The sequence below is a fragment of the Bacillus sp. ISL-41 genome, from assembly GCF_018613235.1.
Lineage (GTDB): Bacteria > Bacillota > Bacilli > Bacillales > Cytobacillaceae > Mesobacillus.
Genome location: NZ_JAGGQP010000046.1, coordinates 15274 through 28395, shown reverse-complemented (window position 1 = coordinate 28395; position 13122 = coordinate 15274). Strand labels below are relative to the sequence as shown.

Genomic DNA, 13122 nt, shown 5'->3' with positions numbered 1-13122 from the left:
CCTTATGCAGAAGGAAGAAGCGACATAAGGGTACGATAAGCACGGAATCATACCCTTATGTAGTAGGAAGAAGCGACATAAGGGTACGATAAGCTCCGAAAGGTATCCTTATGAATTTGAAGTGCTGTGTATAAGGGTGCATTTGGCCTTGAAAGCTCCAAAAAAAGAAATTTCTTGATTTCCAGAGTCTCAAATCTTCATCCCACGCATACATTTATAGGTAACAGCAATTTTATGTACAGCGAGGTGATGACATCATGTTTTCTGTTACGGGAATGCAGGGCTTTGAACTGTTTTCTGCTGAGCATTTGATTACTCTTGGTATTTTCTTTGGAGTCTGTCTTGGATTGGTGCTATTCAGAAACCAAATCAGGCCACATAAAAATGTTTTAAAGTGGATCATATTTTGGACTCTGGTGGCATGCCAGGTTTCTCATCAATCATGGCTCATCCTCACCGGGCAATGGCAAATTGGCGACCTTCCTTTACACATGTGCTCGATGAGTTCCTTCCTAGCAATGTATCTCTTTTTAAGGAAGAGCGTGAAAGGATTTTATGTGCTCTACTTCATTGGCACTTTGCCGGCGATTTTAGCCATGGTGACACCTGAAATGTCTTATACCTTTCCTCATTTCGACTATATCGAATACTTCCTCAATCACTCGGCCATCCCGATTGCCGCATTATATTTCATCCTTTTTGAAGGTTACAGAGTTCCCCGCAAAGCCATTCTGTTCACATACCTTGTCGTGAACCTGATCGCAGTTCCCATCTTCATTTTTAATTTCCTGTTTGATACAAACTTCTTCTATTTGGCTAGTCCGACAGAAGCGCAGACCATCCTGTCCTTTTTCGGCACCGGCATTATGTACTATCTGAATCTTGAAGTGGCAGCATTGATTGTGTTCAGTTTCTCCTATATTCCGATGTGGCAGCTGATCAAAAGAGAGAACCGGAAACGGTTGGTTGGCTTGTATCATAAGTAAGGCTGGTAGCTCTGTAAAATAACCTCCTGGAACTTCTTGTTCGGGATCCAATTCTTGAGAAGCAGCTAGCAAAAAGATTGAAGAGAGACGGATCAATCAGCATCCGTCTCTTTTTCATGGTTGTTGTAATCAGAACTCTTCGAAGTTTTTACTGTTGTCAGTTCTATAGAAGTGAGGGGATTCAAACTGCAGCAACTGACAAATAAATCATATTGACTCAGACACTTGAATCCTATAAAGTACAAAAGTATGTTTTTAAAAATGTAGAGAGTGCTAGACCAAGGCGCTTGCGCATTTATTTATAGGAGGCAGAAATGGATACTCAGAATCAAACACAGGTTAAAATTACAACAGCAGATCCATCAGCACTAGGTTTGTTTGGACTGGCGATGGTTACATTAGTGGCGTCTTCCCAGAAACTTGGGTTCACAGATGGCGTTGCACTCATCATCCCATGGGCAATTTTCCTTGGTGGACTAGCACAGCTTTATGCTGCGATCCTTGATGGCAAGCATAACAATATATTTGGAATGACTGCTTTCGGCGCGTTCGGACTCTTCTGGTTCGGTGTCGGAACAACTTGGCTGATTCAGCTCGGATTTTTCGGTGAAAATCTCGCCGCAGATGGTGATGGGAAGCAATTGGGAATGGCCTTCATCGGCTATTTGATTTTCAGTGTTTTCATGACGATTGGAGCCTTGGAAACGAATAAGGTCTTGTTCTTTATTTTCGTATTGATCGATTTCTTATTTATTGGTCTTTCATTAAGTTCATTTGATATTATCCATGAGGCCTCACATATGCTGGCGGCCGTGTCAGAACTCGGTATTGCAATTCTTTCATTCTACGGATCAGCAGCCAATGTGCTGAACACCCACTTTGGACGCGTTGTCCTGCCAATAGGCAAGCCATTCGGGATTTTCAAGAAATAAGGGGAAGGTGCTAAGCGTGAATGCTTAGCGCCTTTTTTTGCGCAAAAAAAGGCAGAGAGGTGAGGGGGAGTAAAGGAAATGGCAGTGGTTGCCTAAGATGATGGAAGAATGACAGTGGTCAGGCAGGAATTAGGACCCGGATTGGAGAGAAGCCGAATTTCACTTTTAATTTTGCAATAATTACTCGGAAAGTTTTAATCAAACGTTTGATTAAATAGTTTTTTGTTCTAGGGAACTATACATTCCAGGCTATTTCATTCTGTGAAACAAAGAACCATCCCTCTTTTTAAAAGAGAGATGGTTCTATAGTTAATTAATCTCACGTATTGAATTTTGTTTAACATTGGCAGGGTGAACAGGCTCTGTGCTTTCCTGCAATCTAGCGGGCAGGCCCTGAATTGATTGGACGACTGTATCCAGCTTTGCTTCGATTCGGTGAAGCAAGTACAGTGTCACGACAATCGGGAATCCTACATCGCTGATGAACGGAATCAGCTGCTCCATGTGTGATTCCTCCTTCCTGGAATTTTTAAAACAAGAGCCGGTCTCTGGGAGAAGACCGGCTCAAGCTTACTAGATTAGTTCATAGTCGGTTATGTTGCGTTCGACGACGCGTGCGCTGTGAACGGAAACAAGGGTTCCATTCGCTGGCAGGAATGCGTTGGAAGCGATGATTTGCTCCATTGCCAGCTTGACAGCTGCTGGATCAACCGGCTCCGTCGGATTATCAACTGTCAACTTGGCATACTTGCCAAGAGCCGTAGTGAATTGCAACTCAAGTGTTTTAGCCATGTTTTTCACCTCCTATTGATTTAGTAGAATGCCAGATTAGATGATTTCGAAGCTGTCGTTACGCTCCACAGAGCTTAACAAGTTTGCGCTAAGGCCACCAAGTGCACCAGCCGCCTGCTGAACCTGGTCAGCAGTAGCTTCCTTTCTCACATAGCGGTAAGTCTTAGGCTTGAAAATCGACTCGCCCTTCTCATCAACACCAGCCTCAAACATCAGCCTGATATTCGAATCCTTCAACATCGCCATTGCCATTTGCCTCACCTCCTTTCACCTTCTATATACAGATGGGGAAGGAAAAAGGACAGGGTGGGGAAGATTATTTGGTGGAAATTAGCTGAGCTTCAGTCTGTTAAATTGATTAGGCAGGAGAGGAATCCTCTGTTGATAGAGTTCTATCGGACAAACGCGGAGGAAATGAAGAGGAAAGTGTCCGATAGAAAGGCTCTATCGGACAAACGCGGAGGAAAGGAAGAGAAAAGTGTCCGATAGAAGGGCTCTATCGGACAACCACGGAGGAAAGGGAGAGAAAAGTGTCCGATATAATACGCTCATCCGCAAAAGTATTGTTTTTAAGCCAAAAAAAAGAAAAGCATTCCTGTCCACTGATCTGACAAGGAATGCATTTCTCTCACTTTTACAAAATCGCTTCAGCTATCAGCTTATCAAACTTGCGCACATCTACGCCTTTTTTCAGGTTGACTTTAATATGGCCGGCCCTGGTCCATAGTTCCACTTCTGCGTTGACATCAAATAAGCTGCCAGCATTTTCAGTGGACCACATATTGATGGATGAGTAAGGCAGGGAATAGATTTCTACCTTTTTGCCGGTTAGGCCCTGTGCGTCCCTGACTATTAAGCGTTTGTTCGTGAAAATCGCACTGTCTCGAATGGTTTTATAGGCGGCGATCGCCTTTTCGCCTTCTACTAAAATTCCATTCACATCATCTGGAATCGGGCATTCAGAGATAAACGTCCAAGCTAATATTGCTTGTGTTGCAACCATCTTTAAAACCTCCCAATATACTTTTTCTCATCTAGTATTCTGTATATAATTGGGAATACCTGCTGTGATGCTCAAACCTTCTTCTTTTTCCACGGTCTTAAAAATGAAATGATGAAGATGAAGATGGTAACGGCAATTTGAAAGTATACGGCGTATTGCCTGATTAGATGATTTTGAATGAATTCGGGGTTACTTAAAGCTGCCTCTTTTTGCATCTCCAATAGTTCCATGTTTTCCATCATCAGCTCGTCCACGATAAAAATGCCGACGAACGTTTGGATAATATAAAGAATAAATTTCACGCTAACCCATCGGTGCTTGAAAAATCCCCAATTCGTAAAGAATCCATATGTGAACCCGATGAGAAGCGTGCCAATAGCACCCCATCTGACAATCTGGTCACTGATGGTGACGATATTTTTATAGCCCAGATAGGCTTCGTCATACCGAGTGAAATCGATGTGGAGATTTAGCGCCACTGAACTCAATATCCCGCCAAAGAATAATACTACTAAAAATACATGAATCATTTTCAACCATCTCAAACCCTTCGGTCCTATCTTTCTCAAGTTGATTCCTCCAATCTATTAATCGTTTCTCATTATAGTGGCTGGAAAATAGATTCATAATGAGCCACAGCCTTAATGTCTGCTACTGCTGTGGTCGTATTTTTGGCATGAAAATAGGCAACAGCCGAAAGTGGCTGTTGCCTTTGAACCAAATCAGGACAAAATCCGTTTTTCTCCTTCAAGCGCTTGTATCGGATTGATGTTCTGGGTAAACTCGAGCGTGCCGATATATTGATTGTTCTCATCGCGGACCGCGAAGTAGCGAATGTACACGAATTTGTCGCGAACTTTGATCCAGAAATCCTCTGTATCTTTTTTGCCTGCTTTAAAGTCGCGCAAAAGATCCTCGACGACATGGACGCTTCTCGGCGGGTGGCAATTCTGGACGGTGCGGCCGATGACGGCTTTTGTCCGTGCGAAAATCCTTTCTTTTCCATGTGAGAAGTAGCGGACCACATCGTCCTGGTCAATGAAGGTGATGTCGACTGGCAAGTGATTCAACAGCAGCTCGAGCTGCTTCAATGACAGGATGCCTGTCTCCATTTTGATATAGCCTTCAGAGATTGCATCTGCGTCAAGATGTTTGCGGGCCGGCTTCCATTCCTCAGTTGGTGATGTTAGACAGTAGCCGATCTCGTCGCTTTCATGGGCAATTTTTACCCATTCATCCTCGGTAAAATTCTGCAAGGCCATCGGGAAGAGGATGTTTTCCTCCCTGTAAATCATTTCACTAACCTCTTTGAGGACAAACTGGACCTCTTCGATGACGCCATTTTTATCGCCATCATAGTTGGTGAGCTTTTTCTTAGCCAGCTTAATTCCATCACGGATGAAATCGTCGATCCGCCACATATTCGTTGTCGGGCCATATATCCCGTACTTTTCCAGGTAAGGGAAGATCAAGTTTTCCTTGCGGCTGTAGTGCTTGTCAATGTCATAAAGCAGGTTGCAATCCTCCAGCAGCAGATTGATGTTTTCAACACTGTCGTCCATAGCAAATTGTTCTAGATGGACGCGAAGTCGGTTTTGTAAAAGCTGCTCAAGCTCACGGTTTTCCATTTCGAATGTATGGACCGGGTGTCCAGGCTGGTTTTCTGGTCCGTACACGGAGTCGTTCTCTTCGATTGCTCCTTTAAAGAGGTCAGCATGGGCCGCATAAATACGTTGCATTTCCGTAACGGATATATCGCCTTCGATCAGCTCCACATGCTGTAGGCCGGCGATTTCATCGATGGTTATTTTTCCGATAAAAGCATCAAAGTGAGCCTTGACCTCATTCACGTTTTTGCCATCATGCAAATCTTTAAAAAGCTGCTTTAAAGTTGCCTTGCGTTTTGAGGGATCCATTGCTTTCAATTCACGATTATTTATCATTTCACTCATGATTATATTTCCTCCTAGAGTGTGTATTGGTTATAACTGATAATGTTTCTCATGTTAAAAATAACACTTATCCAAACACAAAGAAGTGATACAAATCATTCCTTGGCGTTTTTTTCATAGAAATTCAATGTTATGATGGAACGAGTGAAAAAATAGAGAGGGGAATGACGAAATGACCTGGTGGGAAAACTTTTTGTCTTATGAAGTGCTGGAAAGTCTGGGGATTTCCATAGGAATCTTCTTCTTATTCCTTTTGTTCAGGAAGCTTTTTACAAAATATGTGTTCAGGCTGATGTTAAAACTGGGCCAGAAAACACCGACTGAACTTTTCTCCAATATAACCGTCGCATTTGAGCAGCCGATCAGATGGTTGTTTATCATTATAGGAATCTATGTTGCGGCGGATTATTTTCCATATATGGAGCAATCGAATCCGCTATTTTTAAAGATTATCAGAGCCTCGATCATCATGCTGATTGCATGGGGCCTCTATAATCTGTCTTCAGGTTCATCGCTGCTTTTCATGAAAATCAATGATCGTTTTAATATGGAAATCGACCAGATCCTGATTCCGTTTTTCTCGAAGGCGATCAGGTTCATCATCGTTGCGATCAGCCTCAGTATCATCGCGCAGGTTTTTGAGTACGACGTGAACGGGTTTATTGCCGGTCTTGGACTGGGCGGCCTTGCGTTTGCGTTGGCAGCGAAGGACGCAATCGGGAATCTGTTCGGCGGCATCATCATTATTACAGAAAAACCTTTTACAATGGGTGATTGGATTAAGACGCCGAGTGTCGAAGGGACGGTAGAGGACATTTCCTTCAGAAGCACGAGGGTCCGCACCTTCGCGCAGGCTATCGTCACTGTTCCGAACGCGATTTTAGCAAATGAATCAATCACGAACTGGAGCAAAATGGGGAAAAGGCAAATCACCTTTAAACTTGGCGTCACGTATGACACACCGAGAATGAAGCTGCAAAAAACGATTCACAGAATTGAAGAGATGTTGATAGCAAACGACGACATCCATCCAGATACGATTTTTGTGAAGTTTGATGAGTACAATGACAGCAGCCTCGACATCTTCCTTTACTTCTTTACGAAAACCACCGTCTGGGCAGAATACCTGGATGTGAAGGAAGAAATCAACTTCGCGATCATGGAAATCCTTGAAGAAGAAGGCGTATCCGTCGCGTTCCCAAGCAGGACACTTTATGTGGAGACACAGGGAGAGACTGCAAATAGGGTTGCAGAGTCTATATAGCTAAAAAAAGAGAAGCCGGGGATAAATAAATCCCAGGCTTCTCTTTGTGTAAACAGTTGTTAAAAGCATTGTACCATAGAAGGGATTAATGTTCTTTTATTGAATATTACTAGTAATCCGAAGGTGTTTAAATGAGCACTATTGAAAATTTTAGGTGTGTAAACAAAGAGGAGAATCAATATGGAAATAGTATATTTTGCAGGTGGATGTTTATGGGGAGTACAAGCTTTTATAAAAACTTTACCTGGAGTTATGTTTACAGAAGCGGGAAGAGCCAATGGAACAAGTCAAACACTTGATGGTGATTATGATGGCTACGCCGAATGTGTAAAAACAGGATTTGATCCAAAGGTTGTAACGATTAAGGAATTAATGGGATATTTTTTTGAAATTATTGATCCCTACAGCTTGAATAAACAAGGACAGGATGTTGGCAAGAAATACAGAACAGGAGTATATAGTGAAAAGCCTGAACACTTAATAGAGGCGAAGGAGTTCCTTAGTGAGAGAAATGATTATGACCTTATTGTTGTTGAAGTATTACCTCTTACAAATTATGTAAGAAGTGCAGAAGAACACCAGGATCGGTTAGCTAAATGTCCAAATGATTATTGTCATATACCAGAAGAAATATTAAGCAGATATAAATAAGGGAGAATATGAAAAGATGGTGTATGGACTCTATGCTTTACCATTTAACAAGCATATGATGCAGCTTTCTTATTGGTAGTTCAACAACTTATAATTAATATAAGAGGAAAAAGTATATAAAAAAGGGTGAGACCACTGTGTATATTAGAAATTCGGCAAAAGCAATTTTAATAAGTGGAGATAAGATTTTACTAACAAAAAATAAAGATAATGAAGGTGAATTTTATCTTTTTCCTGGTGGAGGACAAGAACACGGAGAAACCATACATAATGCCTTAATACGAGAGTGTATTGAAGAAACAGGGTTTAATATAAAAGTTGGAAATCTGCTTCATATTAGGGAATATATCGGGAAAAACCACGAATATTTCTCATTCGATTTTACCGTTCATCAAGTTGAGTATTATTTTATTTGTACATTTGTTGATGACATAAGTAACAATCAAAACCCTACTAATCCTGATGTCGACCAAGTGGGAATTGAATGGGTAAACATTAGAGATTTAATGGAATATAGGATATATCCCAAAGAGCTAAGGCAATACATAATTAAATTTTTTAATGGTGAAAAAGCCTCTGTTTATTTAGGAGATATAAATTAGTTCTTGTTGGGCTAACGGGAGGATTGGACCTGGAAGGATTAACGCTTATTTTGTAGAAATCCTTATTAAACGAACGATGCAGGATAGTTTAGAAGACAAGTATTAATAAGAGCGAATCCTTAGATGGAAATGTATAAAGTAATAGTGGAATATGTAAAAAGTGAACTTAACACCATCGCAAAGGAATAGACCAGTTTATTGGAAGATTAATCAGAACGAAATATTAGGAGCTATTCGACTGATACAAATGAATATTGAGGAAATGAAAAAGGAGTTAACGGTGAATATTCAAGTATAGTAATAGATACTCTTAAGGATACCTTGAACAGATAAAAAATTGATTTAGGTGTCTGAGAAAAAAGGAACAAAGTAAAGGACAACTGATTGGAAGTGGATATTGGAAAGATCATTGCTCTTTATTGAACAAATGGGGGTTATTTTCAAAAAAGATTATTTTGTGGTGAAGTAAAGCGGTTTTAACATGAGAGGACCAACCTGGTTGAAATAGATTTAAACAATAATTGTTGTTGAATGAACCGGTAATGTTCAATAACAAAAAAATATCCAAATTCATGTCCATTAGACACGGATTTGGATAAGATGTAAGTTGTTCAAAATTGAAATTTTAGCATCTTTTAATGTTCAGCAACCTTAATTTATTATAATAATTTGATTGCTTTTAATTGGTTTAAGTTATTTAAAAGGGTATTATTGAAAGCTGGTTCAGGAGGAGAGAATTCGGTAATTTCGCAGATGCTTACATATAGGATTAGAAAATTTGCGGTTAGGGATGAATTTCCGAAAAAAGATATCTTCTGTACGTTCTCTAAAACAAGTACTGACTTATCTATTACATCTGTTATTCTTCCAAGAATAATAGCATTTTTTTCATAAACAAAAACTATATCTCCTTTAAATTTCTTAAGTTGTTCTGCCATTTCCTCAACACACTCGCAACATTGTGAATCACTTTTGGACATTTTTTTCCCTCCTTTACTTTAGCTTTGCAATATAATATGTAGAATGGAACGTGGAAGTTTGTTCGATTTACCTAAGTTATCAATAGTAAAATTAAAAAAGCAGTATTTTGTTGCGTTATCCAAGAAGAATTAACTCTTGTTTTTGTTAAAGTTATCGTACTAATGGAGCAGGATAGTTCAATAAAGATAACAAAAAATATTAGTGATATGTTTGGGGTGAATAATGGATAAGGTAAAACTTTATTTAAAATATCGAAAGAAATTATATCTTTTAAATACTGCACTTTTTATTGTAGGTTTCATTGTTGTTATCTTGATATTTGGACCTCCAAAACATTATGTTGCCCCTACTTTATCAATTGTAACGGCTTATGGTTTTATAGAGTTTGTAGCATATAAACTTTGGAAAAAAATTATTGAGTTAAGTATCCTCAACTAATGGGTGCTTATGTAAAACAAGGATTGTATAAGAAAATATGATCAAACAGGAAAATGGCGTGGCAAAACTGATGTCAGTTTTGCCACGCCATTTTCATTGTCATTTATAGAATATACACCTAAATCAGAACGTTTACGCTGCTTCCGACTCTTTGGAGTGAACTTGTTTCATAAATTCGTTCACATCTGATGGTACTTTGCGGTCGAGCTTTGAAACGATGTAGACGGACAGGAATCCGATTGGCACAGTGATGATTCCAGGTACGTTGAACTGCAGGAACTCTGGCAGTGTTGTCTTAAAGAAAATCATGTACATGGAAGAGACGAGGCCGAGAACAAGGCCGGCAATGGCTCCTTTTTCCGTCATTCCTCTCCACCAGATTCCAAGGATAAAGATTGGTGTGAACGTACTGGCCGCAACGGTGAAGGCGAGGGCGACCAGGTGACCGATGGAGGCTTCTTTTACCATCAGGCCAAGAATTCCGTATAAAACCCCGAGCACGATGATGGAGGCTTTACCAGCAATTACGCGCTCTTTTTCAGTAATGTTTTTACGGAAGAAGGTTGCGTATAAATCATGGGCCAGGGCACCGGAGCTTGCGATGAACAGCCCGGAAAGGTTCGAGAACACGGCTGCGAATGCGCCAGCAATGACAAGGCCAAGCAGCCATTCTCCGCCAAGGGCCTGTGCTGTTGACGGAACAACCATGTTATTTCCGCCGGCAATCAAATCTTTCATAACCGCTGGATCAGCGTTGCCAGTCAGGAAGATCGAGCGTCCGACTACTCCAAGGTAAACGGCGAACAAGAAGAACGCACTCGCGATTCCAATTGCCATCAGGGCGGATCTGCGAGCAGCTTTTGCGCTTGGATTTGTGTAGAAGCGCAGCAGGATGTGCGGAAGCCCGATCGTACCAAGTGAAAGTCCGATTGTCATCGAAATCGTCTGCCAGAAGGAAGGGAAATAATTGCCTGTTCCTGTCCAGACGGAACCGTCAAACGGGATATCTTTTCCATCAGAAGTGAAGCTTGCTGTACCTGTGATCGTACCTTTGAACTCATTGATTGATGCCAGGATATCCTGATAATGAAGTCCGCCCCAGATGGCTGCGCCGACCATAAGGAGGAACGCGCCAAGGCGAATCCATAATTCAAGCGCCTGGTTAAGGGTGGTCCCCTTCATCCCGCCGATTCCTACATAGAAAATCATAACGGAGCAGGTAAAAATGATTCCGAATTCATAGCTGGTGCCAAAAAACATGCTTAGAATCTGGGCAGCTCCCAGCAGCTGAGGGGCTGCATAAAAGCCGGAAATAGCTAGTACGACAGCGACGGCTGCAAGGCGGGCGCGCCGGCTGTGGAAACGGTAGGCTAAAAAGTCAGCGACTGTATAGGCACCGAACTTGCGAAGCGGTCCAGCGACGAAAATAGCCAATAGTGTCAAGCCGATCGAGAAGCAAAATGCATAATAAGCACCATCATAGCCTAACTGATAGGTCAGGCCGGCAATCCCAAGGAAAGTCGCAGCGCTCAAATAATCGCCGCCTATCGCCGATCCATTGGTGAACCAGCCGAAGCTGCGTCCCCCGACGAAGTAGTCGGAAGCAGTTGCGCTTCTTTTAGTAAGATAAGTGATATAAACAATGGTTCCCATCAGGATCAACGTTAACAGGAATTTTGGCTCCAGGAATGTGGACATCAGCCAATCCTCCTTCCATCAGCAGGAGCTGTGGATTGATCTGAATGGCTTTGCTTCAGGCGCTTTTCATATAAAGTCGTATGGATGAGGGCTATGACGAATGCCATCGCCATCGCGACAATGCTTGTGAAGAACCAGCTGTAGGTCATGCCGCCCCACATCCGGGAGAACATGAACTCTCCTGCATACCAATTTAAAATAGGAATGGAAAGAATGAAAACATAATAAAAGAGCGTAAGTTTAATGCCAGTACTGAATTCACTTTTCATGGTTTGCTTTGTTTCCGGATCAAGCGGCTCAAGCTCGCTGACGTCAATTGTATCAGCCGCTACATAATTATACTCCCGATACTCCCCTGCCAATTATGATTCCCCCTAGTTAATATTTTGGCTTATCCCTTTATCAAGATTTCCCTCCTTTAGGCAAGCCATGATATGATTAAATTGATTGTACGATAGAGAATTGTCCAATACCTTACAATAAATTATCAGAAATATACAAATATTTAATATAATTTAAATTTTTATTCACTGATGTGAATATTTCAAGGGGGTGGTATGGTTGCATTCAATTTGGCTTGCAGTGGAAGATGAAGGGGAGTATGGGAAGCTGGCTGCGTGGATTCTGGAAGAATGCCCCGATAATTGTAAGCTCGTAGACTTAGAGAATGATATACATATCGCAATCATTGAAGTGAACAAATGGCATGATTGGGTAAAAATACACCGGTTCCGCAAACGGAATAAAGGATGCCGGGTCATTCCGCTGCTGGACCCGTCACTTTTACACACCTCTCCGCTGGCAATCGAATTCAAGCTGACATACCTGCTGGTGAAATCGGTGAAAAAACGGATCTTTTTACGTACCTTAAAGCGAGCAGTCGACGAAATTGAAAGTGAGAATACCAGATTCGCAGAAAGCGAGGAAGTATTTCATCATTTTCATTCAGAGCAGGCTCTCGGAAGTAATGCCTTGCCTTTTAAGGAAGCTTTTTTACGGAAATTGCTGTCAGGGGATGTGAAGACAGAGGAGGAGCTTCTGCAATCCCGCTTTTTCTTGCCGGGGGAAGCTGTTCCGAATGTGGTCTGTTTTATTCAGGGGTTTGTCCGCTGCCCGGCTAAGCGAATGCAAGAAGGCTGGCAGGCGCCGATGGTCATACAGGAATTTTTAAAAAAACAGTTTGAAGGGTATCAGCTCACCTTCCTGTCCTACAGGAAACATTTGCTGATGCTGCTCCAGGTGCCGTCGGAGTTTGGGTCACTGAAGCATTGGAAAGACGGGGAAGGGCGAATCCTTGAGACAATCGAGTCTTTGGAAAATGAATACGGGATTCAGCTTTATATTGGTGTAGGCTCACTTTATCGGGAGCCGTTGCTGCTGCAACATTCGTACAAAGAAGCGTGCAAAGCAAGGCGGACCTCGCCATACGAAAGACTGCAGCTCCGCTATTTTGAGCAAATCACGAAAGATATGCAAATTCAAAAGTGTACCGAGTACATATCCCAGTACTGTACGGAGGATTTATCCATCAAGCAGGTTGCCGACCAGATCAATCTGAGCGTGCCATACTTCAGCCGTATCTTTAAACAAGAAACCGGACGAAGCTTCGTCGAATATGTCACCTTCGTCCGTATGCAGCGAGGTGTCTGGATGCTGCGCCACACGGACCACACGGTGGAAGCCATCGCCGAAGAACTGGGGTATAACACCCCTAACTACTTCAGCGGGACATTCAAAAAGTACGTTGGTCTGTCACCAAGGGACTACAGGGCAACTGAGGAGATTATTTTTGTTTAAGGAGAATCAGGACAATAAGTGAAAAC

The 13122-nt window shown here is 41.9% G+C and carries 16 protein-coding genes; 7 read left to right on the top strand and 9 right to left on the bottom strand.

The annotated features are described in order from the left end of the window. The first annotated feature begins 257 nt into the window (after window positions 1–257). Both J7I80_RS21295 and J7I80_RS21290 read left to right on the top strand, forming a co-directional pair. Complete coding sequence (locus J7I80_RS21295; protein ID WP_214741177.1) at window positions 258–986, top strand: YwaF family protein; 729 nt, start codon at window positions 258–260, stop codon at window positions 984–986. A gap of 314 nt (window positions 987–1300) precedes the next feature. Next, a complete protein-coding gene (locus J7I80_RS21290) occupies window positions 1301–1918 on the top strand; it encodes an acetate uptake transporter (protein WP_214741175.1) in 618 nt (205 codons plus the stop codon). A 309-nt stretch (window positions 1919–2227) separates the two neighbouring features. Here the strand turns inward: J7I80_RS21290 and J7I80_RS21285 are convergent, their stop codons facing one another. From J7I80_RS21285 to J7I80_RS21260, 6 genes are all read right to left on the bottom strand, one after another. Further along, window positions 2228–2422 (bottom strand): YvrJ family protein, encoded by a 195-nt coding sequence (locus J7I80_RS21285; protein WP_214741173.1) that lies wholly within the window; start codon window positions 2420–2422, stop codon window positions 2228–2230. A 69-nt stretch (window positions 2423–2491) separates the two neighbouring features. After that, on the bottom strand, window positions 2492–2710 hold the full coding sequence (locus tag J7I80_RS21280) for a DUF2922 domain-containing protein (protein WP_214741171.1): 219 nt from the start codon (window positions 2708–2710) through the stop codon (window positions 2492–2494). Between the two features lie 36 nt (window positions 2711–2746). Then, window positions 2747–2962, bottom strand: a complete 216-nt coding sequence (locus tag J7I80_RS21275) for a DUF1659 domain-containing protein (protein WP_214741169.1) — start codon at window positions 2960–2962, stop codon at window positions 2747–2749. Between the two features lie 382 nt (window positions 2963–3344). After that, window positions 3345–3713, bottom strand: coding sequence for a PH domain-containing protein (locus tag J7I80_RS21270; protein WP_214741167.1), 369 nt, complete (start codon window positions 3711–3713; stop codon window positions 3345–3347). 71 nt (window positions 3714–3784) lie between these two features. Further along, window positions 3785–4282, bottom strand: coding sequence for a DUF2269 family protein (locus J7I80_RS21265; RefSeq protein WP_214741165.1), 498 nt, complete (start codon window positions 4280–4282; stop codon window positions 3785–3787). Window positions 4283–4435: 153 nt separating this feature from the next. Continuing rightward, entirely contained in the window at window positions 4436–5665 is a 1230-nt protein-coding gene (locus J7I80_RS21260) for a DUF438 domain-containing protein (protein ID WP_214741163.1), read from the bottom strand. 172 nt (window positions 5666–5837) lie between these two features. Between J7I80_RS21260 and J7I80_RS21255 the strand changes: the two genes are divergently transcribed. The 3 genes from J7I80_RS21255 to J7I80_RS21245 all read left to right on the top strand — a co-directional run bounded on the left by J7I80_RS21255 (window position 5838) and on the right by J7I80_RS21245 (window position 8182). Next, the gene (locus J7I80_RS21255) at window positions 5838–6929 is read left to right on the top strand and encodes a mechanosensitive ion channel family protein (protein WP_214741161.1); all 1092 of its coding nucleotides are present in this window, start codon (window positions 5838–5840) and stop codon (window positions 6927–6929) included. Window positions 6930–7109: 180 nt separating this feature from the next. Then, window positions 7110–7580 carry a peptide-methionine (S)-S-oxide reductase gene (locus tag J7I80_RS21250; RefSeq protein WP_214741159.1) on the top strand — a complete coding sequence of 157 codons (471 nt, stop codon included), beginning with the start codon at window positions 7110–7112 and terminating at the stop codon, window positions 7578–7580. Between the two features lie 137 nt (window positions 7581–7717). After that, window positions 7718–8182: an NUDIX domain-containing protein gene (locus J7I80_RS21245; protein WP_214741157.1), complete on the top strand. Its 465-nt coding sequence runs from the start codon at window positions 7718–7720 to the stop codon at window positions 8180–8182. Window positions 8183–8841: 659 nt separating this feature from the next. Here the strand turns inward: J7I80_RS21245 and J7I80_RS21240 are convergent. After that, window positions 8842–9162, bottom strand: a complete 321-nt coding sequence (locus J7I80_RS21240; protein WP_214741155.1) for a hypothetical protein — start codon at window positions 9160–9162, stop codon at window positions 8842–8844. A gap of 223 nt (window positions 9163–9385) precedes the next feature. Between J7I80_RS21240 and J7I80_RS21235 the strand changes: the two genes are divergently transcribed. Then, window positions 9386–9601 carry a hypothetical protein gene (locus J7I80_RS21235; protein WP_214741153.1) on the top strand — a complete coding sequence of 72 codons (216 nt, stop codon included), beginning with the start codon at window positions 9386–9388 and terminating at the stop codon, window positions 9599–9601. A gap of 132 nt (window positions 9602–9733) precedes the next feature. On the opposite strand, the gene J7I80_RS21230 is transcribed toward J7I80_RS21235, so the two are convergent. Together J7I80_RS21230 and J7I80_RS21225 are read right to left on the bottom strand one after the other, a co-directional pair. Beyond that, window positions 9734–11299, bottom strand: coding sequence for a sodium/solute symporter (locus J7I80_RS21230; RefSeq protein WP_251027905.1), 1566 nt, complete (start codon window positions 11297–11299; stop codon window positions 9734–9736). Continuing rightward, window positions 11299–11661 carry a hypothetical protein gene (locus J7I80_RS21225; RefSeq protein WP_214741151.1) on the bottom strand — a complete coding sequence of 121 codons (363 nt, stop codon included), beginning with the start codon at window positions 11659–11661 and terminating at the stop codon, window positions 11299–11301. The genes J7I80_RS21230 and J7I80_RS21225 overlap by 1 nt, the downstream gene beginning before the upstream one ends. A gap of 199 nt (window positions 11662–11860) precedes the next feature. Between J7I80_RS21225 and J7I80_RS21220 the strand changes: the two genes are divergently transcribed. After that, the gene (locus J7I80_RS21220; RefSeq protein WP_214741149.1) at window positions 11861–13096 is read left to right on the top strand and encodes a helix-turn-helix domain-containing protein; all 1236 of its coding nucleotides are present in this window, start codon (window positions 11861–11863) and stop codon (window positions 13094–13096) included. The last annotated feature ends 26 nt before the right edge of the window (window positions 13097–13122 follow it).

Excerpts from the sequence above, each read along its gene's own strand:
- J7I80_RS21240 (WP_214741155.1), bottom strand. The coding sequence starts at position 9,162 with ATGTCCAAAAGTGATTCACAATGTTGCGAGTGTGTTGAGGAAATGGCA.
- J7I80_RS21275 (WP_214741169.1), bottom strand. The coding sequence starts at position 2,962 with ATGGCAATGGCGATGTTGAAGGATTCGAATATCAGGCTGATGTTTGAG.
- J7I80_RS21290 (WP_214741175.1), top strand. The coding sequence starts at position 1,301 with ATGGATACTCAGAATCAAACACAGGTTAAAATTACAACAGCAGATCCA.
- J7I80_RS21230 (WP_251027905.1), bottom strand. The coding sequence starts at position 11,299 with ATGTCCACATTCCTGGAGCCAAAATTCCTGTTAACGTTGATCCTGATG.
- J7I80_RS21295 (WP_214741177.1), top strand. The coding sequence starts at position 258 with ATGTTTTCTGTTACGGGAATGCAGGGCTTTGAACTGTTTTCTGCTGAG.
- J7I80_RS21255 (WP_214741161.1), top strand. The coding sequence starts at position 5,838 with ATGACCTGGTGGGAAAACTTTTTGTCTTATGAAGTGCTGGAAAGTCTG.
- J7I80_RS21235 (WP_214741153.1), top strand. The coding sequence starts at position 9,386 with ATGGATAAGGTAAAACTTTATTTAAAATATCGAAAGAAATTATATCTT.
- J7I80_RS21270 (WP_214741167.1), bottom strand. The coding sequence starts at position 3,713 with ATGGTTGCAACACAAGCAATATTAGCTTGGACGTTTATCTCTGAATGC.
- J7I80_RS21285 (WP_214741173.1), bottom strand. The coding sequence starts at position 2,422 with ATGGAGCAGCTGATTCCGTTCATCAGCGATGTAGGATTCCCGATTGTC.
- J7I80_RS21260 (WP_214741163.1), bottom strand. The coding sequence starts at position 5,665 with ATGAGTGAAATGATAAATAATCGTGAATTGAAAGCAATGGATCCCTCA.
- J7I80_RS21250 (WP_214741159.1), top strand. The coding sequence starts at position 7,110 with ATGGAAATAGTATATTTTGCAGGTGGATGTTTATGGGGAGTACAAGCT.
- J7I80_RS21280 (WP_214741171.1), bottom strand. The coding sequence starts at position 2,710 with ATGGCTAAAACACTTGAGTTGCAATTCACTACGGCTCTTGGCAAGTAT.